Raw genomic sequence first — 23,209 nt, 5'->3', positions numbered from 1 at the left:
GAACGATCATTCCGCAGGCGGCAGCGCAGGAAGCTCCGCTTCCGGCGCCGGCGACACGACGGCCGCCTGCTTCTCGCGCTCGTCCAGGATCAGCTTGTCGCGCTTCATCGCGACTTCGCGGATCTTGGCCATGGAGGCGCCGGTGCCCGCCGGGATCAACCGGCCGACGATGACGTTCTCCTTGAGGCCTTCGAGCGGATCGACCTTGCCGTTGACCGCCGCTTCCGTGAGGACGCGGGTGGTTTCCTGGAACGAGGCCGCCGAGAAGAAGGAGCGGGTCTGGAGGCTCGCCTTGGTGATGCCGAGCAGAACCGGCGTCCCCGTGGCGATCTTCTTGCCCTCTTCCTTGGCCTTCTCGTTGAGCGCGTCGAACTCGATCTTGTCGACCTGCTCGCCGGAGATCATGTCCGTGTCGCCCTGGTCGGTGACTTCCACCTTCTGGAGCATCTGACGGACAATCACCTCGATGTGCTTGTCGTTGATGAGCACGCCCTGGAGCCGGTAGACCTCCTGGATCTCGTTGACCAGATAGGCCGCGAGTTCCTCGATGCCCTTGACCGCCAGGATGTCGTGCGGCGCCGGGTTGCCTTCCACGATGAAGTCGCCCTTTTCGACGACGTCGCCGTCCTGAAGGTGGATGTGCTTGCCCTTCGGGATCAGGTACTCGCGTGGCTCGTCGGTCTTGTCCATCGGCTCGATCGAGATGCGACGCTTGTTCTTGTAGTCGCGCCCGAACCGGATGGTGCCCGCGATTTCGGCGATGATCGCCGCATCCTTCGGACGACGTGCCTCGAACAGTTCCGCCACCCGCGGCAGACCGCCGGTGATGTCACGCGTCTTGGCGCTTTCGGTCGAGACACGGGCGAGGATGTCGCCCGGCGCAACCTTGGCCCCGATATCGACCGAGAGAATGGCGTCGACCGACAGCATGTAGCGGGCATCGCCGCCACGGGCGAGCTTGAGCACCTTGCCGTCCTTGCCCTTGACCACGATGGCCGGACGCAGGTCCGAGCCGCCGCGGGTCGAGCGCCAGTCGATGACCACGCGCTTGGCGATGCCGGTGGCTTCGTCGAGCGTTTCCGAGATCGACTGCCCCTCGACCAGATCCTCGAAGCCGATGGTACCTTCGACTTCGGTGAGCAGCGGACGGGTGTAGGGATCCCACTCGACGATGCGCTGGCCACGCTTGACCATGTCACCCTCGTCGACGTGCAGGCGCGAGCCGTACTGGATACGGTGCGTCGCGCGCTCGGTGCCGTCGGCATCGACGATCGCCACCACCATGTTGCGCACCATCGCGATCAGGTGGCCTTCGCTGTTGCGGGCGATGGCCTTGTTCCGGATCACGATCTTGCCGTCGAAGTTGGATTCGACGAACGACTGCTCGTTGAGCTGCGCCGCACCACCGATGTGGAAGGTGCGCATGGTGAGCTGGGTGCCCGGCTCGCCGATCGACTGCGCCGCGATGACGCCGACCGCTTCGCCGTGGTTGACCGGCGTGCCGCGGGCGAGGTCGCGGCCGTAGCACTTGCCGCAGATGCCGTTGACGAGTTCGCAGGTCAGTGCCGAGCGGATCTTCACCTCCTGGACGCCACCCTGGTGGATGGCATCGAGGTGGCTCTCTTCCATCAGCGTACCGCGCTTGATGATCACCTTGCCCGAGCTGTCACGCACGTCTTCGCAGGCCGTGCGTCCGAGGATGCGCGAGCCGAGCGAAGCGACCACGGTGCCGGCATCGACGATGGCGCGCATCTTGATGCCGAGCTTGGTGCCGCAGTCGTCCTGCGTGATGATGCAGTCCTGCGCAACGTCGACGAGACGACGGGTCAGGTAGCCCGAGTTCGCGGTCTTCAACGCGGTGTCCGCGAGGCCCTTGCGGGCGCCGTGGGTCGAGTTGAAGTACTCGAGCACCGAGAGGCCTTCCTTGAAGTTCGAGATGATCGGCGTCTCGATGATCTCACCCGACGGCTTGGCCATCAGGCCGCGCATGCCGGCGAGCTGGCGCATCTGGGCCGGCGAACCGCGGGCGCCGGAGTGAGCCATCATGTAGATCGAGTTGATGTCGGCATCGGCTCCGCTCGCCGTCTTCTTGGTGGCGGAGATCTCCTTCATCATCGCCTTGGCGATTTCTTCCGTGGCCTTCGACCAGGCGTCGACGACCTTGTTGTACTTCTCGCCATGGGTGATCAGGCCGTCGTTGTACTGCTGCTCGAAGTCCTTCGCCAGCGTACGGGTGGTGTCGACGATCTTCCACTTGCCGTGCGGCACGACCATGTCGTCCTTGCCGAACGAGATGCCGGCCTTGAACGCGTTGTAGAAGCCGAGCGCCATGATGCGGTCGCAGAAGATCACCGTCTCCTTTTGGCCGCAGTGACGATAGACCTGGTCGATCACGCCCGAGATCTCGCGCTTGGTCATCAGCTTGTTGATGATCTCGTACGAAATCCGCGGGTTCTTCGGCAGCAGGTTGCCGAGCATGACGCGGCCCGCGGTGGTCTCGATCCAGCGCGTCGAGACCTTGCCGGTCTCGTCCATGCCCTGCCACCGATACTTGATCTTGGTGTGGAGGTGGATGACCTTCGCGTGCAGCGCGTGCTCGAGCTCGGCCATGTCGCCGAAGATCTTGCCCTCGCCGGGCAGGCCTTCGCGCATGATCGAGACGTAGTAGAGACCGAGCACGATGTCCTGCGACGGCACGATGATCGGCTGGCCGTTCGCGGGATGCAGGATGTTGTTGGTCGACATCATCAGGACGCGCGCTTCCAGCTGCGCTTCAAGCGACAGCGGAACGTGCACGGCCATCTGGTCGCCGTCGAAGTCGGCGTTGAACGCGGCGCAGACCAGCGGATGCAGCTGGATCGCCTTACCCTCGATCAGCACGGGCTCGAACGCCTGAATGCCGAGACGATGCAGCGTCGGCGCGCGGTTGAGCAGCACCGGATGCTCGCGGATCACCTCGTCCAGGATGTCCCAGACCTCGGGCCGCTCCTTCTCGACCAGCTTCTTGGCCTGCTTCACGGTGGTGGACAGGCCCTTGGCGTCAAGCCGCGAATAGATGAACGGCTTGAACAGCTCGAGCGCCATCTTCTTCGGCAGGCCGCACTGATGCAGGCGCAGCTCGGGACCGACCACGATCACCGAACGGCCCGAATAGTCGACGCGCTTGCCGAGCAGGTTCTGGCGGAAGCGGCCCTGCTTGCCCTTGAGCATGTCGGCGAGCGACTTCAGCGGGCGCTTGTTGGCGCCCGTGATGACGCGGCCGCGGCGGCCGTTGTCGAACAGAGCATCGACCGCTTCCTGAAGCATGCGCTTCTCGTTGCGGATGATGATGTCGGGCGCGCGCAGCTCCATCAGCCGCTTCAAGCGGTTGTTGCGGTTGATGACGCGGCGGTAGAGGTCGTTGAGGTCCGAGGTCGCGAAGCGGCCGCCGTCCAGCGGCACCAGCGGACGCAGGTCCGGCGGGATCACCGGAACCACGGTCATGATCATCCATTCCGGCTTGTTGCCGGAGTGGCGGAACGCTTCGACGATCTTCAGGCGCTTTGCGAGCTTCTTGTGCTTGATGTCGGAGTCGGTCTCCTGCATCTCGACGCGCAAGGAGGCCTCGAGCTTCTCGAGGTCCATGCCCTTGAGCAGCTCGCGGATCGCTTCGGCGCCGATCATGGCGGTGAAGGAATCCTGGCCGTACTCGTCCTGCGCCTTCAGATACTCGTCTTCCGACAGCAGCTGACGGTCCTTCAGCGCGGTGAGGCCCGGCTCCAGCACGACGTAGTATTCGAAGTAGAGGATCCGCTCGAGATCCTTCAGCGTCATGTCGAGCAGGAGGCCGATGCGCGAGGGCAGCGACTTCAGGAACCAGATGTGGGCGACCGGGGCTGCGAGCTCGATATGGCCCATGCGCTCGCGCCGCACGCGCGACAGCGTGACCTCGACCGAGCACTTCTCGCAGATGATGCCCTTGTACTTCATGCGCTTGTACTTGCCGCACAAGCACTCGTAGTCCTTGATCGGCCCGAAGATGCGGGCGCAGAACAGGCCGTCGCGCTCGGGCTTGAAGGTACGGTAGTTGATGGTCTCCGGCTTCTTGATCTCGCCGTAGGACCAGGACAGAATCTTCTCTGGAGACGCGATCGAGATCCGGATCTGGTCGAAGACCTGAGCCGGAGTCGTCGGATTGAAGAGATTCATAATTTCTTGGTTCATCGTCTTCTCCTCGCGTGCCGGTCGCCTCCGGCCGCAAATTCGAAAATCACTCAAGCGGGGCGCCCTGCCCTCAAGGCATTGGGAAGGGGCACCGATGCCCGGCCGCTAAAGGCCGGGCATGAAAGGTCGAATTACTCGGCCGCTTCCGACGTCGGCGCCGGTCCCATCTTGGAGTTGTGCAGGTCGACGTTGAGGCCGAGCGAGCGCATTTCCTTGACCAGCACGTTGAACGATTCCGGAATACCGGCCTCGAACGTGTCGTCGCCGCGCACGATCGCCTCGTACACCTTGGTGCGGCCGGCGACGTCGTCCGACTTCACCGTCAGCATCTCCTGGAGCGTGTACGCCGCGCCGTAAGCCTCGAGCGCCCACACCTCCATTTCGCCGAAGCGCTGGCCGCCGAACTGCGCCTTGCCGCCCAGCGGCTGCTGGGTAACGAGCGAGTACGGACCGATCGAACGCGCATGGATCTTGTCGTCGACCAGATGGTGCAGCTTGAGCATGTAGATGTAGCCCACCGTCACCTTGCGATCGAACGGATCGCCGGTGCGGCCGTCATAGACGGTCGACTGACCCGAAGCGTCGAGACCGGCAAGCTTCAGCATCTCCTCGATGTCGGCTTCCTTGGCACCGTCGAACACCGGCGTCGCGATCGGCACGCCGCGGCTCAGATTGTGGCCGAGCTCGATCAGTTCGTTGTCGTTGAGCGACTTGATCGTCTCGTCCTCGCCGTAGACCTTCTTCAAGGTTTCCTTCAGCGGCTTGATGTCCTGCTTCGACAGGTAGGCATCGACCGTCTGGCCGATGCGCTTGCCGAGGCCGGCGCAAGCCCAGCCGAGATGGGTCTCGAGGATCTGTCCGACGTTCATGCGCGAGGGCACGCCGAGCGGATTGAGCACGATGTCGGCATGCGTGCCGTCTTCGAGGAACGGCATGTCCTCGATCGGCACGATCTTCGACACCACGCCCTTGTTGCCGTGGCGGCCGGCCATCTTGTCGCCGGGCTGGATCTTGCGCTTCACGGCGACGAAGACCTTGACCATCTTCATCACGCCGGGCGGCAATTCGTCACCGCGCTGAAGCTTCTCGACCTTGTCGAGGAAGCGCTGCTCGAGCCCCTTCTTCGACTCGTCGTACTGCTTCCGCATGGCCTCGATCTCGGCCATCAGCTTGTCGTTCGGCGACGCGAACAGCCACCACTGCGACTTCGGGTACTCCTCGAGCACCGCGCGGGTGATCTTGGTGTCCTTCTTGAAGCCCTTCGGACCCGCAATGCCCTGCCGCCCCTCGAGGAGCTCGGCAAGACGGTTGTAGACGTTGCGGTCCAGGATCGCCTGCTCGTCGTCGCGGTCCTTGGCCAGACGCTCGATCTCTTCCCGCTCGATCGCCAGCGCACGCTCGTCCTTGTCGACGCCGTGGCGGTTGAACACGCGCACTTCCACGATCGTGCCCTGCACGCCCGGAGGAACGCGCAGCGAGGTGTCGCGAACGTCGGAGGCCTTCTCGCCGAAGATGGCGCGCAGGAGCTTCTCTTCCGGCGTCATCGGGCTTTCGCCCTTCGGCGTGATCTTGCCGACCAGGATGTCGCCGGCGCGCACTTCCGCGCCGATGTAGACGATACCGGCTTCGTCGAGGTTCTTGAGCGCTTCTTCCGAGACGTTCGGAATGTCGCGGGTGATTTCCTCAGGCCCGAGCTTGGTGTCGCGGGCCATCACCTCGAACTCCTCGATGTGGATCGAGGTGAAGACGTCTTCCTTCACGATCCGCTCGGAGAGCAAGATCGAGTCTTCGAAGTTGTAGCCGTTCCACGGCATGAACGCGACCAGCACGTTCCGGCCGAGCGCGAGCTCGCCGAGATCGGTCGACGGACCGTCCGCGATGATGTCGCCCTTCTTGACGATGTCGCCGACCTTCACCAGCGGACGCTGGTTGATGCAGGTCGACTGGTTGGAGCGCTGGTACTTCATCAGCCGGTAGATATCGACGCCCGACTTGGTCGGATCGAGATCTTCGGTGGCGCGGATCACGACGCGGGTGGCGTCGATCTGGTCGATCACGCCCGAGCGGCGCGCCGCGATCGCGGCGCCCGAGTCACGGGCAACGACGCCTTCCATGCCGGTGCCGACGAACGGCGCCTCGGCGCGAACCAGCGGCACCGCCTGGCGCTGCATGTTCGAGCCCATCAGCGCGCGGTTGGCGTCGTCGTTCTCGAGGAACGGGATCAACGCCGCGGCGACCGAAACGAGCTGCTTCGGCGACACGTCCATGTAGTCGACCTTGTCCGGCGTCACCGGCAAGACTTCGCCGGCGTGACGGCAGACCACGAGATCTTCGGTGAAGCGGCCCTTCGGGTCGAGCGGCACGTTGGCCTGCGCGACCGTGTAGCGGCCCTCCTCCATCGCCGAGAGGTACACGACCTCGTCGGTGACGCGGCCGTCCTTGACCTTGCGGTACGGCGTCTCGACGAAGCCGTACTTGTTCACGCGCGCGAAGGTCGCGAGCGAGTTGATCAGGCCGATGTTCGGACCTTCCGGCGTCTCGATCGGGCAGATGCGGCCGTAATGCGTCGGATGCACGTCGCGCACCTCGAAGCCGGCGCGCTCGCGGGTCAGACCGCCCGGTCCAAGCGCCGACAAGCGGCGCTTGTGGGTGATCTCCGACAGCGGGTTGGTCTGGTCCATGAACTGCGAAAGCTGCGAGGAGCCGAAGAACTCGCGCACCGCGGCAGCCGCGGGCTTCGCGTTGATCAGGTCCTGCGGCATGACCGTGTCGATGTCGACCGAGGACATGCGCTCCTTGATCGCGCGCTCCATACGCAGCAGGCCGATACGGTACTGGTTCTCCATGAGCTCGCCGACCGAACGCACACGGCGGTTGCCGAGATGGTCGATGTCGTCGATCTCGCCCTTGCCGTCGCGAAGGTCCACCAGCGTCTTGATGACGGAGAGGATGTCTTCCTTGCGCAGCGTGCGCTGGGTGTCCGGCGCATCGAGGTCGAGGCGCATGTTCATCTTGACGCGGCCGACCGCGGAGAGGTCATAGCGCTCGGCGTCGAAGAACAGCGACTGGAACATGGCCTGCGCCGAATCCAGCGTCGGCGGCTCGCCCGGACGCATCACGCGGTAGATGTCGAACAGCGCGTCCTCGCGCGTCATGTTCTTGTCGGCCGAGAGCGTGTTGCGGATGTAGGCGCCGACATTGACGTGGTCGATGTCGAGCAGCGGCAGCTCCTTGTAGCCCTGCTCGTTGAGGGCCTTCATGTTCTTGTCGGTGATCTCCTCGCCGGCCTCGGCGTGGATCTCGCCGGTCTTCGGATTGACGAGATCCTCGGCGAGGTAGTTGCCGACGAGCTCCTCATCCGACAGGCGCAGCGCCTTCAGCCCCTTCTCCTGGAGCTGGCGGGCGGCACGGACGGTGAGCTTCTTGCCGGCCTCGAGCACGACCTTGCCGGTGTCGGCGTCGATCAGGTCGTTGATGGTCGAGTAGCCGCGGAAACGGTTGGCGTCGAACGGAACGCGCCAGCCTTCCTTGGTCCGCTTGTAGAGGATCTTCTTGTAGAACGTGGACAGGATCGCCTCGCCGTCAAGGCCGAGCGCGAACATCAGCGACGTCACCGGAATCTTCCGGCGACGGTCGATACGCGCATAGACGATGTCCTTGGCGTCGAACTCGATGTCGAGCCAGGAGCCGCGATACGGGATCACACGGGCGGCGAACAGCAGCTTGCCCGACGAATGCGTCTTGCCCTTGTCGTGGTCGAAGAACACGCCGGGCGAACGGTGCATCTGCGAGACGATGACGCGCTCGGTGCCGTTGACGATGAAGGTGCCGTTCATCGTCATGAGCGGGATGTCGCCCATGTAGACGTCCTGCTCCTTGATGTCCTTCACCGACTTGGCGCCGGTTTCCTCATCGATATCGAACACGATGAGGCGCAGCGTCACCTTGAGGGGCGCCGCGAAGGTCATGCCGCGCTGGCGGCACTCGTCGACGTCATACTTCGGCTGCTCGAACTCGTAGCGGACGAATTCCAGCATCGAGGTGCCCGAGAAGTCGGAGATCGGAAACACCGAGCGGAACACCGCCTGCAGACCCTCGTCGAGACGCCCGCCCTGGGGTTCGTCGACCATCAGGAACTGATCATAAGACGCCTTTTGAACCTCGATGAGGTTCGGCATCTCGGCGACTTCCTTGATGTGTCCGAAAAACTTGCGAACGCGTTTGCGACCGGTGAATGTCTGCTGCGCCATCGTGGCCTCTCATTTCGTCGCCCGCTCTGGGCGCGCCGTCCAGGACGCAGCTGCCGCCGCTCCCCGGGTTGAATTTTTCGAACCCGTTTTGGGGACCAAAAGTCCAGTTTCAGGCCGTCATGTCCTGAATCTGTTCTTCAGACCTTCAAAACGCAAAACGACGCGCGGGGCGCATAGGCACGCCCGCCCGTCACAACGATTGTCTTCACGGACTGCAAAAGCCCGAAATAGCCTGCTCTCCCAACGGCTTACAGGGAAATCCCGCATCCCTGCCCACCGCGCTTTCGTGCTGCCGACCCGATATGGGGCGACAATAGTGCAGATTCGAGAGGTAAACCCTCAAATCCCCACACTTTTTCGTGTTCGGCCCGCGTCGGGACGTTCCGTCGCACGCCTTTTGCATCCGGCCCACCCTCGCGAGGGTGGACCAAGATCCCGGGCTTAGCTGATGCTCGCCCGGGATCTCGCGCCAGTAAGCGTTGCTTACTTGAGCTCGACCTTCGCGCCAGCCTTCTCGAGCTGGACCTTGATCTTCTCGGCTTCGTCCTTGTTCACGCCTTCCTTGACAGGCTTCGGCGCGCCCTCGACGAGGTCCTTTGCTTCCTTCAGGCCGAGGCCGGTGATGGCGCGAACTTCCTTGATGACCTCGATCTTCTTCTCGCCGGCGCTGGCGAGGACGACCGTGAACTCGGTCTTCTCTTCCGCCGGAGCGGCGGCAGCGCCACCACCAGCCGGGCCAGCCACGGCGACAGCCGCGGCAGCCGAAACGCCCCACTTCTCTTCGAGGAGCTTCGCGAGTTCGGCAGCTTCGAGCACGGTGAGGCTCGAGAGGTCGTCAACGATCTTCTGCAAGTCAGCCATTGTTCAGTTTCCTTACGTGTAAGTCTGGTTCGGGTTTGAGTTTTGCGAAGGGCGTCAGGCCGCTTCGCCCTTTGAGGCATGAGCCTGGATGACACGCGCGAGCTTGCCCGCGGGCGCGTTGGCGAGCTGAGCGAGCTTGGTCGCCGGGGCCACAATCAGGCCGACGATCTTGCCGCGCAGTTCGTCAAGCGACGGCAGCGAGGCAAGCGCCTTCACGCCGTCGACATTCAGGACGGTCTTCCCCATCGAGCCGCCGACGATGACGAACTTTTCGTTCGCCTTGGCGAATTCGATGGCGACCTTTGGCGCCGCTACCGGATCGTTCGAAGTGGCGATCACGGTCGGTCCCTTCAGCATGGGGCCGATGGCAACGACGTCAGTGCCTTCAAGAGCAATTTTGGCGAGACGGTTCTTCGAGACCTTCACCGAGGCACCCGCCTGCTTCATCTGCTGGCGCAGCTTCTGCATCTGGGCGACGGTGAGGCCGGAATATTGAGCAACGACCGCGACGCTCGTGGTCTTGAAGACCCCATTGAGCTGTTCGACCGCTTCTTTTTTTGCCGCTCGTTCCACAGCAAGCTCTTTCCGGTTGGCGGTCATCGCGAAAGCGGGACCGCCGGGTTGCACCCATCGTCCCGCCCAAACCTGAACCTCAGGGGGCAAACCCTTCGGACACGCCGGGCAAGACGACAATTCAAAGCCTGCCCTCCGGGAGCCCGCTAGAGCCCACGGCGTGTCGAGGTCCGAACCAGACCCGTTCCGCAAGCCAGCCCTTAAAGCTGGATGCGAAGTGAAATCCGGTCTTCACCCGTCTATGCAGGCCATGCGATTAAGCCGTTGAGAAATCGAAATTTCCCGCGGGCGCCTGCAGTCTTGGACAGGACAAGGTCAGCCGGCGAACCGCCCGACCCCTGCCCGCATTCCACCAACCGACGGGTTTTCCTTCCTTTTTCCGGCAAATCCTTGCGGACGTCCTGAAAAGGAATGATCTCCTGTCTTGTCGGGTTTTCGGAATGCGTGCACGAACGCGCCAGCCGAGGCCGGCACGTCCGGAGGCGGTTCTTTAACCGCTCCGGGCCTGCTTGCCAAGAGCAAAATTCACACCAGTTCCAATCCGTTGCCGGGCGGGCTTGAGATGGCCCAACAAGGACCGATTCAGGCCGATTTGACCGCGTAAGGCAGCGGCTTGCCCGCGAAGAACGCGGTCAAGTTCGCAAGTACACAGTTCTGCATGGCGACGTGCGAGTCCAGGGTGTGGCCGCCGATATGGGGGGCGAACACGACGTTCGGGAGCGCGGTCAGCGCGTCGGGCGTGTGCGGTTCCTGCTCGAAGACGTCGAGGCCGGCGCCGGCGATGGTCTTGTCGGTCAGCGCCGCAACCAGGGCCTTCTCGTCGATGACGGAGCCGCGGGAGATGTTGACGACATAGCCGTCCGCCCCGAGGCGCCCCAGGATATCGGCGTTGACGACGTGCTGTGTCTCGGCCCCTGCCCGGACCGCGATCATCAGCACGCTGCACCAGTCGGCGAGCGCCTCCAGCGTCGGGAAATATTGATAGGCCAGATCGTATTTGCTGCGGCTGAAATAGCCGACCTCGCTCTCGAAGGCGGCGCAGCGCGCGGCGATCTTGCGGCCGATCTCGCCCATGCCGTAGACGCCGATACGGCGGCCGGGCATGCCGGCCTGCGGACGCATCATCGGCGAGGGCTTTGACGCGGCCCAATCGCCACTGCGGACATACTGGTCGGCGACCAGGATCCGCCGCGTCGTCGCCAGCATCAGGGTCATCGCGATATCGGCAACCGAGGCCGCATTGGCCCCCGGGCTGTGGCCGACCGCGATGTCACGCGCGGCGGCCGCTTTCAGGTCGACGCCATCATAGCCGGTGCCGTAGCAGACGATGGCACCGAGATTCGGAAACAGGTCCATCGCCTCGGCCCCGAGCGGGGTGCCGCCCCCAGTCAGCATCGCGCGAATGCCGCCGAGCTCGTCCGCCGAAAACACCTCCCGCACGGGCTTGCCGCCGGTGTCGAGCATCTCGAACCGCTCGGCGAAGCGCGCCATCATCGTCTTGGGGAAGCGCGAGTAGATCAGGACCTTGTCAGCCATTGTTCTTGTTTCCAGTGAACGCCGCCACAAACGAAGAGGGGCGGAATCGGTTGCCCAATTCCGCCCCTCGCCTCGTGCAATTTCCAAACCTCTAGCCGAGGCAAACCTTAGCCGAGAATGGTGCCCGGCTCGACCTTCACGCCGGGGCCCATCGTCGAGGACACCGCAACGCGCTGGATGTAGGTCCCCTTGGAACCGGTCGGCTTCGCCTTGGAGACAGCGTCAGCCAGGGCCTTGATGTTCTCGACCAGCTTCTCCTCGGAGAACGAGGCCTTGCCGACGCCGGCCTGCAGGATGCCGGCCTTCTCGACGCGGAACTCGACCGAGCCGCCCTTGGCACCCTTCACCGCACCGGTGACGTCCATGGTCACGGTACCGATCTTCGGGTTCGGCATCAGGCCGCGCGGGCCCAGCACCTTACCGAGACGGCCGACCAGCGGCATCATGTCGGGGGTGGCGATACAGCGGTCGAAATCGATCGAGCCGTTCTGCACCTTCTCGACCAGGTCTTCGGCGCCGACGACGTCGGCACCTGCCGCCTTGGCCTCATCGGCCTTGGCGCCACGGGCGAACACGCCGACGCGCAGTGTACGGCCGGTGCCGTTCGGCAGGGTTACGACGCCACGGACCATCTGGTCGGCGTGACGGGGATCGACGCCGAGATTGATCGCGACCTCGATGGTCTCGTCGAACTTCGCCTTCGCGCGTTCCTTGACCATCTTGATGGCTTCCGCGAGCGGGTAAAGCTTTTCGCGGTCAACACCTTCGCGGGCTTTGTTCAAACGCTTTCCGATTGCCATGACCGCTTACCCCGCCACTTCCAGACCCATCGAACGGGCAGAGCCCTCGACCATCTTCATGGCCGATTCGATGGTGTCGCAATTCAGGTCCTTCATCTTCTTCTCGGCGATCTCGCGCACCTGCGCCTTGGTCACCTTGCCGGCCTTGTCGCGGCCCGGCGCCTTCGAGCCGGACTGGATCTTGGCGGCCTGCTTGAGGAAGTAGGACATCGGCGGCGTCTTCATCTCGAAGGTGAAGGAACGGTCCGCATAGATGGTGATGATCACCGGGATCGGGGTGTTCTTCTCTTCCTTCTGGGTCTGGGCGTTGAACGCCTTGCAGAACTCCATGATGTTGAGACCGCGCTGACCAAGCGCGGGACCGATCGGGGGCGAAGGATTCGCCGCACCGGCCGGGACCTGAAGCTTCAGGTATCCGGTCACTTTCTTTGCCATGTATCACTCCTGTTGTGCCGGCATGTCGCCGGCGGTTTCAGGTTCGTGGTCTGGGTCGGATGCGGCTGGCAACCGCCCTCTCCCTCCCACGGCCTCTCTTTGCGCGAAGCCCTCGGCTTCACGCGACCCGATCAGACCTTCTCGACCTGACCGAATTCCAGCTCGACCGGCGTGGCGCGGCCGAAGATCGACACCGCGACCTTCACGCGCGAGCGCGCCTCGTCGATTTCCTCGACCACACCCGAGAACGAGGCGAACGGGCCGTCGGCCACGCGCACGTTCTCGCCGATCTCGAACGACACCGACGCCTTCGGTCGTTCCACGCCTTCCTGCACCTGGTGCAGGATGCGCATGGCCTCGGCTTCCGAGATCGGCATCGGCTTGTTTTCCGCGCCGAGGAAGCCGGTCACCTTCGGCGTGTTCTTGATCAGATGAAACGCCTCGTCGGTCAGCTTCATCTTCACCAGCACGTAGCCCGGGAAGAACTTGCGCTCGGCGTCGATCTTGCGGCCGCGACGCACTTCCGTGACCTTCTCGGTCGGAACCAGCACCAGCTCGAACAGCTCCTCGAGCCCGCGCTGCTTGGCCTGCTCGCGGATCGATTCGGCGACCTTCTTCTCGAAGTTCGAATAGGCGTGGACGATGTACCAGCGCTTGTCGGACAATTGAGCGGTTGCTGTAGCCATCAGTGAATGCCCAAGAGGAAGGTAATGAGGTAACGGATGATCTGGTCGGCGGCGAAGAAGAAGATCGAGGCCACGGCGACCATGACGAACACCATGATGGTGGTGATCGTGGTCTCGCGACGGGTCGGCCAGGTGACCTTGGCGGTCTCCGAGCGCACTTCCTGCAAGAACTTGAACGGGCTGACTGCCATCGTTTGATGTCCAACGTCCGTCGACAGACGCGAATGAATTTCAGGGATCCGAACAGCCGCCGTTGGCCCAGCCCTCTGTCTCGAAGGATGAGCCGGAAACCGGGCTCGATTGTTCGGGGGATTTCAAAGCCGCGCCGGAGATCCGCGTCTAACGGGCCGGCTGCAGGTGGCGGGTATCTACTGCGAACAGGGCCAAACGTCAAGGTCACGGCTCACCCGTCCAGCGTCCCTCGTCCCCGGACGACCTACGGCAGAGCCCATGCGAATCAACGGTTTACCGGGCCGGGTCGAGCGTCCTCCTGACGCTCGGACCGACCTCACCACCCGCCTCACGCTGACGGCGCCCGCAGGAGGCGCGTCAATCGGCCCGGTCGACCATGGAAATGCCCGGCAACGGCACCACGAACTTTCCGCCGTCCGCGAAATAACCGGCATGCTTGGCCCGGATCGGATCGACGTAGCGCCAGGCGAACACGACGACGAACGCCGGCTTGCGCTCGTAAAGGGCGGCGGGCGGCAGGATCGGGATGTCGTAGCCGGGGCCGGCCATCACGTTCCCCTTCTTGGGATCGTCATCCACCAGGAAGTCGATCTTGCCCTCCAGGCCGAACTGCGGAAGCAACGTCGTGGTGCCGACGGAGACGCCATAACCGGCGACAGATTGACCGCGCGCATGGGCGGCATCGGCCATCGCGACCAACTCGTCGCGAATCGCCGCGATCCGCTTCACATAGGGCGCATAATAGGCCGGCTGATCGACGCCGAGCCGGTCTTCCTCGGCGATGAACCGCGCGACCTCCGCCGACGGCTTCTTCGCGCCGCCGGCGCGCTGCACCGTCACGCGGATCGAGCCGCCCTTGGTCCAGATGTGCTGGACGTCGATCACTTCCATCCCGAGCCGCGCGAAGAAGCGCGTCAGCGGCTTGATGTTAAAATACGACAGATGCTCGTGATAGACGGTGTCGAGCAGGTTCTTCTCGGTGACGTCGACGCCGTATTGCGTTTCGAAGACGAACAACCCGTCCGGCGCAAGCACGTCACGGACCCCGATCACCAGCGGATCGAGATTATCGACATTCGCGATCATGTTGTTGGCGATCACGACGCTCGCCGCACCGTGGCTTTTCAGGATGCGGTGCCCGACAGCGTCGGTGAAGAAATCGCCGATGGTCTCGATGCCCGCCTCAGTCGCGCGCCGCGCGATGTCGACGGCGGGATCGACGCCCAGCACCCGCATGCCACGCTCCTTGAAGAAGCCGAGCAGCGATCCGTCGTTGCTGCCGAGTTCGACCACCAGCGAGCCCGGCGCGATTCCGAAGCGGCTGACGACGTCGCTGGCATAGCCTTCGAAATGCTGCCGCAGGCCGAGCGAGAGCGAGGTCGTGTAGACGTAGTTGCGGTACTGGACCTCCGGATTGCCGACATGGAGAATCTGGAGATGGCCGCAGTCCCTGCACAGATGCAGCGCCATCGGCACCGCGGCCCTGAAGACGGGATCGTCAACGCTGGCGTCCGGCACCTGGAAGTTCGGCGTGCCAATGGGCATGCCGGCCATCGGGACGACCAGCTCTTGCTTGTCCGAGTGACAGAGGCGGCAGTTATGACGGACGTAGAACAGGTTTTTCATCGTGGAACCGGAAAACGGAGAGATGCGCGCAGGTGGGGCAATCCCACCCTGTGAAGATCAGATGGACAGAACTGGTTCAAGCGGGTCAAGGGTGGCTCGATACCTCCTCGGCCTTCGCCAGCCCGTAGTTCGGTGATTCTTCCGCAGCCTTCGCCGCCTTGCCCGCGGAATACGAGCCGCGCTCCGGACTTGCCAGCCAGATCACGCCGCCTGCAAGACCGATGAACACGCTGACGGCCCCCAGCAGGAGCGAAACCGACAGCGCCTCCTCGGAAGGAACGCCCGCAAGGCCAAGGCAGGCGACCATGGCCCCCTCGCGAACGCCCCAGCCGCTGATCGAGATCGGAACAGCCGTCAACAGCACCACCGGCGGAATCAGGATGCCGGCGTCCAGCACCGAGAGCTGCGCTCCGACGCCGCGCGCCAGGACGTAGCAGGCCGCTGCCGTCGCGAGATGGATGAGGAGCGCCGATCCGAGCAGCAAACCGCGGCACTCGGATCGCACGAGAAGAAATCTGACGAGCGTTCCGAACCGGACGAAGCTTGCGATCGCGGGAAGCGCGATGAGACGCTTCGGCAGGCGATCGAGCGTCAACAGGACCACGGTGCCGGCGACACCCGCCAGCGTCAGCCCGCCGATCGCCAGGATCGCGGCCTCGTTGGACACGCGCGACATCAGGAGCGGCAATCCCGCCGCCATCAGCACGATCAGCCCGATCAACGCCGTGAAACGGTCTGCGGCAACCCCCTTGACCGCCTCCGGCCACTGCACGCCGCGCTGGCGCAACAGCCATATCCGAACCGCGTCACCGCCGACCGACGACGGCAGCACCTGGTTGAACCAGAGGCTGATCATGAGGATCCGCCAGCCGGCGAACCAGTCCAGCGACACGCCGAGCGCACGCATGATCAGCTCCCACCGGCCGTTGAGCACGAAGGTCTGAAAGAAGATCAGCGCCAGCGCGAGAGCGAACAGGAAGGGGTCGACGGAGACGAGATGAGTCCGCAACCGGCCCAGATCGAGGCCGCGCGCGATATAGGCCAGCACCGCGATCGACAGCAACAGCTTCACCGAAAACAAAGCTGTCTGTTTAAAGCGCGACTGCATCCGATACCCGCCTCAGGACGCCGGGTATTCCGCGCGACCGATGACGAGGTCGATCGCGGCCATCATCCAGAACTGGTGCGTGGTCTCGACAATGTTGTAGCTGCGGCTGTCCACCCAGAAATTGACGTCGCCGAGATTACGCAGGGGATTGTCCGCATTCATGCCCGACATCGTGATCACATCGAGCTTCATCGAACGCGCCTGCGCGACCGCATTGAGAATGTTCTTCGAGCGCCCCGACGAACTGATCGCAACGAGGCAGTCGCCGGCGCGGGCGCTCAGCCGCACGGCGTGCGCGATCCAGTCCTCAAAACCGTAGTCGTTGGCAAGGCACGACATCATGCTTGCATCGCTGAAGCACAGCGCAGGCACCGATGCATTCTTTGCGAGGTCGATCGCCAGATGCGAGGCGATGCCGGCCGAGCCGCCATTACCGATGAAGATGACGCGACCGCCCTGCTCGCGCGTGCGCAACCAGGCCGTGCGGGTGGCAGAGATGCCGGCAAAAACACCGTCGTCAATCGCCGTCGCGCGATGAAGGCGTCCGACGTAATCGTCGAGGAAAGCCTTGTGATCGGGATCGAGAGATTCGGCGGGCATGGCGTGACGGCTCGACTGCAACATGACGCCCTGATACCGGCTATTACTAGCGATTGCAAAGGTATAATACTTGCAAAAGTTGCGATCGGCTGTTAGTCGGCTTCAGGGTTTCACTCAACATTGGCGACGCCCGCAGGGCATTCGCGCTACGGATGTTCCTATGAAATGCATCGTCACTGGCGGCGCCGGTTTCATCGGCAGTCACCTCGTTGATCGCCTCCTCGATGACGGCCACGAGGTGATCGCGCTCGACAATTTCGTCATCGGACGTTCCGAAAATCTATCGTCGCGCGCCGATTCGAGCCGGCTGAAGATCGTCCGTGCCGACGTCACTAACCGCGAGTCGATCAGCCCGTATTTCTCCGGTATCGATTGGGTGTTTCACCTTGCGGCACTCGCCGACATCGTTCCCTCAATCGAATCGCCGATCCCGTATCACCGCGCCAATGTCGACGGCACGGTCAACGTTCTCGAGGCTGCGCGGGAGGCAGGCGTCAGCCGCTTCGTGTATGCGGCGTCGTCGTCCTGCTACGGCATCCCCGACATCTATCCGACGCCGGAGAGCGCCGAGATCCGGCCGATGTACCCCTACGCGCTCACCAAGAATCTCGGCGAGCAGTGCGTCATGCACTGGTGCCAGGTCTACAAGCTTCCGGCGGTGGCGCTCCGTCTGTTCAACGTGTTCGGGCCACGCCATCGCACCACGGGGACCTATGGTGCCGTGTTCGGCGTGTTCATGGCGCAGAAGCTCGCCGGCAAGCCTTTCACGGTGGTCGGCGACGGCGAGCAGACCCGCGATTTCACCTTCGTCAGCGATGTCGCCGACGCCTTCGTCACGGCAGCGCGTTCCGACGTCTCGCACGAGATCTTCAACGTCGGCTCGGACAACACCTACAACGTCAACCGGCTGGTCGAGTTGCTCGGCGGCGACAAGGTCCACATTCCCAAGCGCCCCGGCGAGCCCGACTGCACCTACGCCGACATCACCAAGATCAAGCGGGTCCTGAAGTGGACGCCGAAGGTGAAATTCGAGGACGGCGTCGCGACGATGCTGAAGTCGATGGACCAGTACAAGGACGCCCCCCTGTGGACGGTGGACAAGATTGCCGACGCCACCAAGGACTGGTTCAAATATCTCGGTGACGACAGCGATTCGGCGCCCGGTACCCCGCAGAAGGCAAGCTATTGAACAGGTTCGCCGGGTATCATTACCGCGAATCGATCAATTTCGGACCAGCCGGCTGAGGCCGGCCGGCGCTTTTGGGTAACTCACATGGGCAATTCTGCGACAGACAAGGCGGCCGTCCATCCGGCGCCGCACGAGAAGATCAAGACGATCGAGGAACTGGGAGCGGTCGCGCGCGCCGCGCAAGCCGAGGGCCGCACCGTTGCGCTCTGCCACGGCGTGTTCGATCTGGTGCATCTCGGCCACGTCCGGCACATCCTGGCGGCGCGCAACGAGGCCGACGTCGTCATCGTGACCGTTACGGCCGACCGTTTTGTCAACAAGGGCCCCGGGCGGCCGATCTTCCCGGAGAACATGCGCGCCGAGATGCTAGCCGCGCTCGGCACGGTCGACTGGGTCGGCATCAACCAGACATCGAGCGCCGAGCCGATCCTCGATACCGTGCGCCCCGACATCTACGTGAAGGGTTCTGACTACGAAAACCCCGAGGATGACGTCACCGGCAAGATTGCCACCGAGCGAGAGGCCGTCGAGCGTCATGGCGGTCGCATCGTCTTCACGCGCGACGTGACCTTCAGCTCGTCGTCGCTGATGAACCGCTACTTCGACATCTACGATCCCCCTCTGCGCGACTACCTCCAGAAGGTGCGCGAAGGCGGTGGCGCCGAACGACTGCTGAAGCTGATCGACAAGATCCAGGACATGCACGTCGTGCTGGTCGGCGACACCATCATCGACGAATACCAGTACGTCACGGCGCTCGGAAAGGCCTCGAAGGAAAACATCGTCGCCACCCTGCTCAAGAACGGCGAGCAATTTGCCGGCGGCGTCATCGCCGCGGCCAATCACGTGGCGAGCTTCTGCAAGTCGGTGGAGATCGTCACGACGCTGGGTGGCAACGACTACCCTGAAGAGTTCATCCGCGCCCATGTCCGCCCGAATGTCACGCTCACGCCGATCCGCGTTCAGGGCCGTCCGACGACCCGCAAATTGCGATACGTCGAGCTGGGCTATCTGCACAAGCTCTTCGAAGTCTACACCATGGACGACACGCCGCTCGACGAGACCGAGCGGACGGAGATCGACCGTATCACCGCCGAGCGCGTTCGCGGCGGGGATGTGGTGATCGTCACCGACTTCGGTCACGGCATGATCGCCCCCAGCACGATCGACACGCTGATCGCGAACTCCAGGTTCCTGGCGATCAACGCCCAGAGCAACAGCGGAAACCACGGCTACAATCTGATCACGAAGTATCCGCGCGCCGACTACATCTGCATCGACGCGCCGGAAGCGCGCCTGGCGGCCACCGACAAGTTCAACGACATCGCATCGGTGATCGAGAACGGCCTGCACCGCAAGATCGACTGCAACAACATGATCATCACGCACGGCTCCTTCGGCTGCTACCCCTTCTCGTCGAAGACGGGTGTCGCGCGTGTCCCCGCTTTCACCAAGACCGTCGTCGACACCGTCGGCGCGGGCGATGCCTTCCTGACGATCACGGCGCCGCTGGTTGCCGCGGGCGGCAATATCGAGGACGTCGCCTTCATCGGCAATGCCGCAGGCGCGATCAAGGTCGGCATCGTCGGTCACCGCAACTCGGTCGAAAAGGCCCCCCTGGTCAAGTTTGTCACCGCGTTGCTGAAGTAGCGCAAAGAATTCTGGAGAACGACAGTGATTGATCAGAAATGGAACGTGATGGTCACCGGTGGCGCCGGCTATGTCGGCAGCGTGCTGGTTCCCCACTTGCTGGCCGCGGGCCACAAGGTCACCGTGCTCGACCTGTTCATGTATGGCGAATCCGTCTTCGACGCGGTTCGCAACAATCCGAATCTCCGGCTGATCAAGGGCGACATCCGCGATGAGGCCGCGATCAACGAGGCCCTGCGCGGCAACAACGCGGTGATCCACCTCGCCTGCATCTCCAACGACCCCTCGTTCGAGCTGGATCCGGCGCTCGGCAAGTCCATCAACTACGACTGTTTCCGGCCGATGGTGCGCGCCGCGAAGAAGGCGGGCATCAAGCGCTTCATCTATGCCTCCTCCTCGAGCGTCTACGGCATCAAGGACGAGGCCGAGGTGACCGAGGAGCTGTCCTGCGAGCCGCTCACGGACTACTCGAAGTTCAAGGCGATGTGCGAGACCGACCTTGCCGGCGAGGCGGCGTCCGGGTTCGTCGCGTGCACCGTTCGTCCCGCCACCGTCTGCGGCTACGCACCGCGGCAGCGGCTCGACGTCGTCGTCAACATCCTGACCAATCTCGCGGTCAACACCGGCCGCATCCGCGTGTTCGGCGGAACGCAGCGCCGGCCCAACCTGCACATCGAGGACATGTCCGCGGCCTATCTGTTCCTGCTTCAGCAGGACGACGCGAAGATCGACGGAAAGACCTACAATATCGGCTACGAAAACCACTCGCTCATGAAGATCGCCGACATCGTGAAATCGGTGGTGGGCAACAACGTCGACATCGCGGTCGAGCCGACCGACGACCTGCGCTCCTACCATGTGTCCTCGGAGAAGATCCGCCGCGAACTCGGATTTGCGCCGACGCACACGATCGAACAAGCCGTGTCCGGACTGGTGGACGCCTTCAAGGCCGGCCGCCTGCCGAACTCGCTCAACGACCCCCGGTACTTCAACATCAAGATGATGCAGAATATCAGCCTGAAGTGAGCGGCGTGCGGATCGGCATCGATTTCGACAACACGATCATCTGCTACGACAAGGTCTTTGCCGCCGTCGCGCGTCAGCGCGGGCTGGTGCCCGAGGGCTGGGAGGGGCCGAAGACCGATGTGCGGGATCATCTGCGATCCCGCACTGGCGGCGAGCTCGCTTGGCAAGGGCTGCAAGGCTTCGTCTACGGCAAGGGCATTGGCGGCGCCGAAATCTATCCGGGCGTGCGGGAATTCCTGGCGGCGTGCAGACAGGCTGGCGCGAAGGTGTACATCGTCAGCCACAAGACCCGATTCGGTCATCAGGATCCCGACCATACCGACCTGCGTGAAGCCGCGCGCGGCTGGCTGCGTGGTGCCGGCCTGATCGACGCTGCGGATGCGGCAGTGGCTGCCGGCGACGTTTATTTCGAGGACACGATGGCCGCCAAGGTCGAGCGAATCGTGAGCCTGGAGCTCGACATCTTCATCGACGATCTCGTCGAGGTGTTCGAGCAACCGCATTTTCCGAAGGGCACGCGATCGATCCTGTTCACGCGTTCGCAGCCTCCCCACCCCGAACACTGCAAGCCGATCGCGACATGGACCGGCATCCGCCACGAGGTGTTTGCGGAATGAGCGAGCCCGAGATCAGCGCGCCGGATGCAATGGCGATCGGCAGCCGCCTGGCCGGAGTGCGGGTCGCGGCCGCCCAACCGGCGCGGGCCGGCGGTAACAACAGGGTGTTTCGGCTGGAGATGGCGGAGGGACCGCCCCTCGCCCTCAAGCATTATCCGTCCGACGGGCGCGACCGCCTGGGACAGGAATATGACGCGCTGTCGTTTCTGTCGCGCCACGGCATCATGTCGACACCGCGCCCGATCGCGAAGGATTCGGGTGCGTTCTGCGCGCTGTATCAATGGTTCGACGGCGAAGCGGCGGCGCTGCGCCCTCAGGACGGCGATGCCGATCAACTGGCTGATTTCCTGATCGCGTTGCAGAAACTGCGCAACGCCGACGGCGCGCAAACTTTGCGGAACGCTTCGGCCAGCATCTTCTCGCCCGAGGAAGCCGTCGCCCAGTACGAGCAGCGCCTGGACGGACTGAGGCGCGCTTCGGATGATCATCCGGACCTGCGCGCGTTCATGGACGACAGCCTGGTTCCCAGCACTGCCATCGCGATTCGGCGGCTCCGCCAGCGCTATGCGGAACTCGGCCGGGATCCCGCAGCGGACCTTGCGCCCGCGCATCGCGCGTTGAGCCCGTCGGATTTCGGACTACACAATGCGCTGCGCGCCGCGGACGGCCGGCTGCGCTTCATCGACTTCGAATATTTCGGCTGGGACGATCCGGTCAAGCTGGTGTCGGACACCGCGATTCACCCCGGTAGCAATCTGCCTGAAGCCAAAGCAAATCGATTGACCGAACGCCTCGCGCAAGCCTTCGCGGCTAGGGATGACGCGTTTGCGATCCGCCTTGACGTACTGTATCCTCTGTTTGGAGCGATTTGGTGCCTGATTGTCCTGAATGCCTATTTGCCGGAAAGCCGCTCCCGGCGCGCCTTGGCTGCGCAAGGTGGCGACCTGACGGTCCGCCTCGCCGGTCAGCTCGACAAAGCCCGCCAGCTCCATCAAACGATTTGCCAACGTGATCCAGATCTCACCCCACGCTGAAGCCGCCCTCACCTGCACGCTCGACGAGCGCAGCCTTTACCTGCGCCGCCTGGTCCTCGGTTCTGTCCGTTCGGCGGGACGCGGACATGTCGGTCCGGCCCTGTCGCTGATCGAGATGGTCCGCGTGCTCTACGACGATGTGCTGCGGATCGATCCGAAGAACCCGCGCGATCCGAATCGCGACCGCGCGATTCTCAGCAAGGGACACGGTTGCCTGGCGCTCTACGCGCTCCTGGCCGATCGCGGCTTCTTCCCCCTGTCGGAGCTGGACGGCTTTTGCGGCCCGGACAGTATTCTGGGCGGACATCCCGAATACGGAATGGTGCCTGGGGTCGAGGCCTCGACTGGCGCGCTTGGACATGGTCTGTCGATCGGTGTCGGCCTTGCGCTCGCCGCACGCATGCGCGAACGCACTTACCGCACCTTCGTCCTGCTCGGCGACGGCGAGATCAACGAGGGATCGGTGTGGGAGGCGGCGATGGGCGCGGCCAAGCACGGGCTCGACAACCTCGTCGCGCTGATCGACTACAACAAGCTCCAGAGCTACGGGCCCACCGACTACGTGCTGCCGCTGGAGCCGCTTGCGGACAAGTGGCGCAGCTTCGGCTTTGCCGTGCAGGAGCTCAACGGCCACGACGTCGGCGCCCTGCGCACCGTCCTGAAGCAAGTCCCGCCCGTTGCGGGGAAACCCACCGCGATCATCTGCCATACCGTCAAGGGTAAGGGTCTGCCGGCCGCAGAATCCAACGCCGACTGGCATCACAAGAACAAGCTGACCGACAGCGAGCTCGACGCGATACGCGTTGCTGTCGGCGATTTTTGA

General features: G+C 63.6%; 18 protein-coding genes. 6 read left to right on the top strand and 12 right to left on the bottom strand.

The window, feature by feature from the left end; all coding sequences use genetic code 11:
• Positions 1-6: 6 nt before the first annotated feature.
• The 12 genes from rpoC to ACVWW6_RS24295 all read right to left on the bottom strand — a co-directional run bounded on the left by rpoC (position 7) and on the right by ACVWW6_RS24295 (position 16,870).
• Complete coding sequence (gene rpoC / locus ACVWW6_RS24350) at positions 7-4,203, bottom strand: DNA-directed RNA polymerase subunit beta' (RefSeq protein WP_028171390.1); 4,197 nt, start codon at positions 4,201-4,203, stop codon at positions 7-9.
• Between the two features lie 131 nt (positions 4,204-4,334).
• A complete protein-coding gene (rpoB, locus tag ACVWW6_RS24345) occupies positions 4,335-8,453 on the bottom strand; it encodes a DNA-directed RNA polymerase subunit beta (RefSeq protein ID WP_011088159.1) in 4,119 nt (1,372 codons plus the stop codon).
• 483 nt (positions 8,454-8,936) lie between these two features.
• Entirely contained in the window at positions 8,937-9,314 is a 378-nt protein-coding gene (gene rplL, locus ACVWW6_RS24340; protein WP_011088160.1) for a 50S ribosomal protein L7/L12, read from the bottom strand.
• A 54-nt stretch (positions 9,315-9,368) separates the two neighbouring features.
• Entirely contained in the window at positions 9,369-9,887 is a 519-nt protein-coding gene (gene rplJ / locus ACVWW6_RS24335) for a 50S ribosomal protein L10 (RefSeq protein ID WP_011088161.1), read from the bottom strand.
• A 582-nt stretch (positions 9,888-10,469) separates the two neighbouring features.
• Positions 10,470-11,423 carry a 2-hydroxyacid dehydrogenase gene (locus ACVWW6_RS24330; protein ID WP_304565410.1) on the bottom strand — a complete coding sequence of 318 codons (954 nt, stop codon included), beginning with the start codon at positions 11,421-11,423 and terminating at the stop codon, positions 10,470-10,472.
• A gap of 107 nt (positions 11,424-11,530) precedes the next feature.
• On the bottom strand, positions 11,531-12,223 hold the full coding sequence (gene rplA / locus ACVWW6_RS24325; protein WP_456681494.1) for a 50S ribosomal protein L1: 693 nt from the start codon (positions 12,221-12,223) through the stop codon (positions 11,531-11,533).
• A 6-nt stretch (positions 12,224-12,229) separates the two neighbouring features.
• Positions 12,230-12,658, bottom strand: coding sequence for a 50S ribosomal protein L11 (rplK, locus tag ACVWW6_RS24320; protein WP_011088164.1), 429 nt, complete (start codon positions 12,656-12,658; stop codon positions 12,230-12,232).
• A 131-nt stretch (positions 12,659-12,789) separates the two neighbouring features.
• A complete protein-coding gene (gene nusG / locus ACVWW6_RS24315; RefSeq protein ID WP_007602985.1) occupies positions 12,790-13,344 on the bottom strand; it encodes a transcription termination/antitermination protein NusG in 555 nt (184 codons plus the stop codon).
• Entirely contained in the window at positions 13,344-13,535 is a 192-nt protein-coding gene (secE, locus tag ACVWW6_RS24310; RefSeq protein WP_007611620.1) for a preprotein translocase subunit SecE, read from the bottom strand. The genes nusG and secE overlap by 1 nt, the downstream gene beginning before the upstream one ends.
• A 358-nt stretch (positions 13,536-13,893) precedes the next feature.
• The gene (locus tag ACVWW6_RS24305) at positions 13,894-15,162 is read right to left on the bottom strand and encodes a methyltransferase domain-containing protein (RefSeq protein ID WP_456681493.1); all 1,269 of its coding nucleotides are present in this window, start codon (positions 15,160-15,162) and stop codon (positions 13,894-13,896) included.
• 85 nt (positions 15,163-15,247) lie between these two features.
• Positions 15,248-16,234: a lysylphosphatidylglycerol synthase transmembrane domain-containing protein gene (locus tag ACVWW6_RS24300; RefSeq protein ID WP_456683176.1), complete on the bottom strand. Its 987-nt coding sequence runs from the start codon at positions 16,232-16,234 to the stop codon at positions 15,248-15,250.
• 48 nt (positions 16,235-16,282) lie between these two features.
• Positions 16,283-16,870, bottom strand: a complete 588-nt coding sequence (locus tag ACVWW6_RS24295; RefSeq protein ID WP_231166508.1) for an SIS domain-containing protein — start codon at positions 16,868-16,870, stop codon at positions 16,283-16,285.
• Between the two features lie 160 nt (positions 16,871-17,030).
• Here ACVWW6_RS24295 and ACVWW6_RS24290 point away from each other — a divergent pair, with 160 nt between their 5' ends.
• The 6 genes from ACVWW6_RS24290 (at position 17,031) to ACVWW6_RS24265 (ending at position 23,209) form a co-directional block, all read left to right on the top strand.
• Positions 17,031-18,059 carry an SDR family oxidoreductase gene (locus ACVWW6_RS24290; RefSeq protein WP_456681492.1) on the top strand — a complete coding sequence of 343 codons (1,029 nt, stop codon included), beginning with the start codon at positions 17,031-17,033 and terminating at the stop codon, positions 18,057-18,059.
• Between the two features lie 84 nt (positions 18,060-18,143).
• Positions 18,144-19,709, top strand: a complete 1,566-nt coding sequence (locus ACVWW6_RS24285) for a PfkB family carbohydrate kinase (RefSeq protein WP_011088170.1) — start codon at positions 18,144-18,146, stop codon at positions 19,707-19,709.
• 24 nt (positions 19,710-19,733) lie between these two features.
• Entirely contained in the window at positions 19,734-20,735 is a 1,002-nt protein-coding gene (locus ACVWW6_RS24280; RefSeq protein ID WP_456681491.1) for an NAD-dependent epimerase/dehydratase family protein, read from the top strand.
• A gap of 5 nt (positions 20,736-20,740) precedes the next feature.
• Positions 20,741-21,352, top strand: a complete 612-nt coding sequence (locus ACVWW6_RS24275) for a hypothetical protein (protein ID WP_456681490.1) — start codon at positions 20,741-20,743, stop codon at positions 21,350-21,352.
• Positions 21,349-22,386, top strand: coding sequence for an aminoglycoside phosphotransferase family protein (locus tag ACVWW6_RS24270; protein WP_456681489.1), 1,038 nt, complete (start codon positions 21,349-21,351; stop codon positions 22,384-22,386). The genes ACVWW6_RS24275 and ACVWW6_RS24270 overlap by 4 nt, the downstream gene beginning before the upstream one ends.
• Positions 22,361-23,209 carry a transketolase gene (locus tag ACVWW6_RS24265; RefSeq protein ID WP_039184759.1) on the top strand — a complete coding sequence of 283 codons (849 nt, stop codon included), beginning with the start codon at positions 22,361-22,363 and terminating at the stop codon, positions 23,207-23,209. Before ACVWW6_RS24270 ends, ACVWW6_RS24265 begins: the two co-directional genes overlap by 26 nt.

This window comes from Bradyrhizobium sp. USDA 3311 (assembly GCF_054062495.1).
Note: the sequence above shows the minus strand (reverse complement) of the source record. Positions and strands in the feature narration are given on the sequence as shown.

Excerpts from the sequence above, each read along its gene's own strand:
- nusG (WP_007602985.1), bottom strand. The coding sequence starts at position 13,344 with ATGGCTACAGCAACCGCTCAATTGTCCGACAAGCGCTGGTACATCGTC.
- rplA (WP_456681494.1), bottom strand. The coding sequence starts at position 12,223 with ATGGCAATCGGAAAGCGTTTGAACAAAGCCCGCGAAGGTGTTGACCGC.
- ACVWW6_RS24330 (WP_304565410.1), bottom strand. The coding sequence starts at position 11,423 with ATGGCTGACAAGGTCCTGATCTACTCGCGCTTCCCCAAGACGATGATG.
- rplL (WP_011088160.1), bottom strand. The coding sequence starts at position 9,314 with ATGGCTGACTTGCAGAAGATCGTTGACGACCTCTCGAGCCTCACCGTG.
- ACVWW6_RS24285 (WP_011088170.1), top strand. The coding sequence starts at position 18,144 with ATGGGCAATTCTGCGACAGACAAGGCGGCCGTCCATCCGGCGCCGCAC.
- rplK (WP_011088164.1), bottom strand. The coding sequence starts at position 12,658 with ATGGCAAAGAAAGTGACCGGATACCTGAAGCTTCAGGTCCCGGCCGGT.
- ACVWW6_RS24290 (WP_456681492.1), top strand. The coding sequence starts at position 17,031 with ATGAAATGCATCGTCACTGGCGGCGCCGGTTTCATCGGCAGTCACCTC.
- ACVWW6_RS24270 (WP_456681489.1), top strand. The coding sequence starts at position 21,349 with ATGAGCGAGCCCGAGATCAGCGCGCCGGATGCAATGGCGATCGGCAGC.
- secE (WP_007611620.1), bottom strand. The coding sequence starts at position 13,535 with ATGGCAGTCAGCCCGTTCAAGTTCTTGCAGGAAGTGCGCTCGGAGACC.
- rpoC (WP_028171390.1), bottom strand. The coding sequence starts at position 4,203 with ATGAACCAAGAAATTATGAATCTCTTCAATCCGACGACTCCGGCTCAG.
- ACVWW6_RS24295 (WP_231166508.1), bottom strand. The coding sequence starts at position 16,870 with ATGCCCGCCGAATCTCTCGATCCCGATCACAAGGCTTTCCTCGACGAT.
- rpoB (WP_011088159.1), bottom strand. The coding sequence starts at position 8,453 with ATGGCGCAGCAGACATTCACCGGTCGCAAACGCGTTCGCAAGTTTTTC.
- ACVWW6_RS24305 (WP_456681493.1), bottom strand. The coding sequence starts at position 15,162 with ATGAAAAACCTGTTCTACGTCCGTCATAACTGCCGCCTCTGTCACTCG.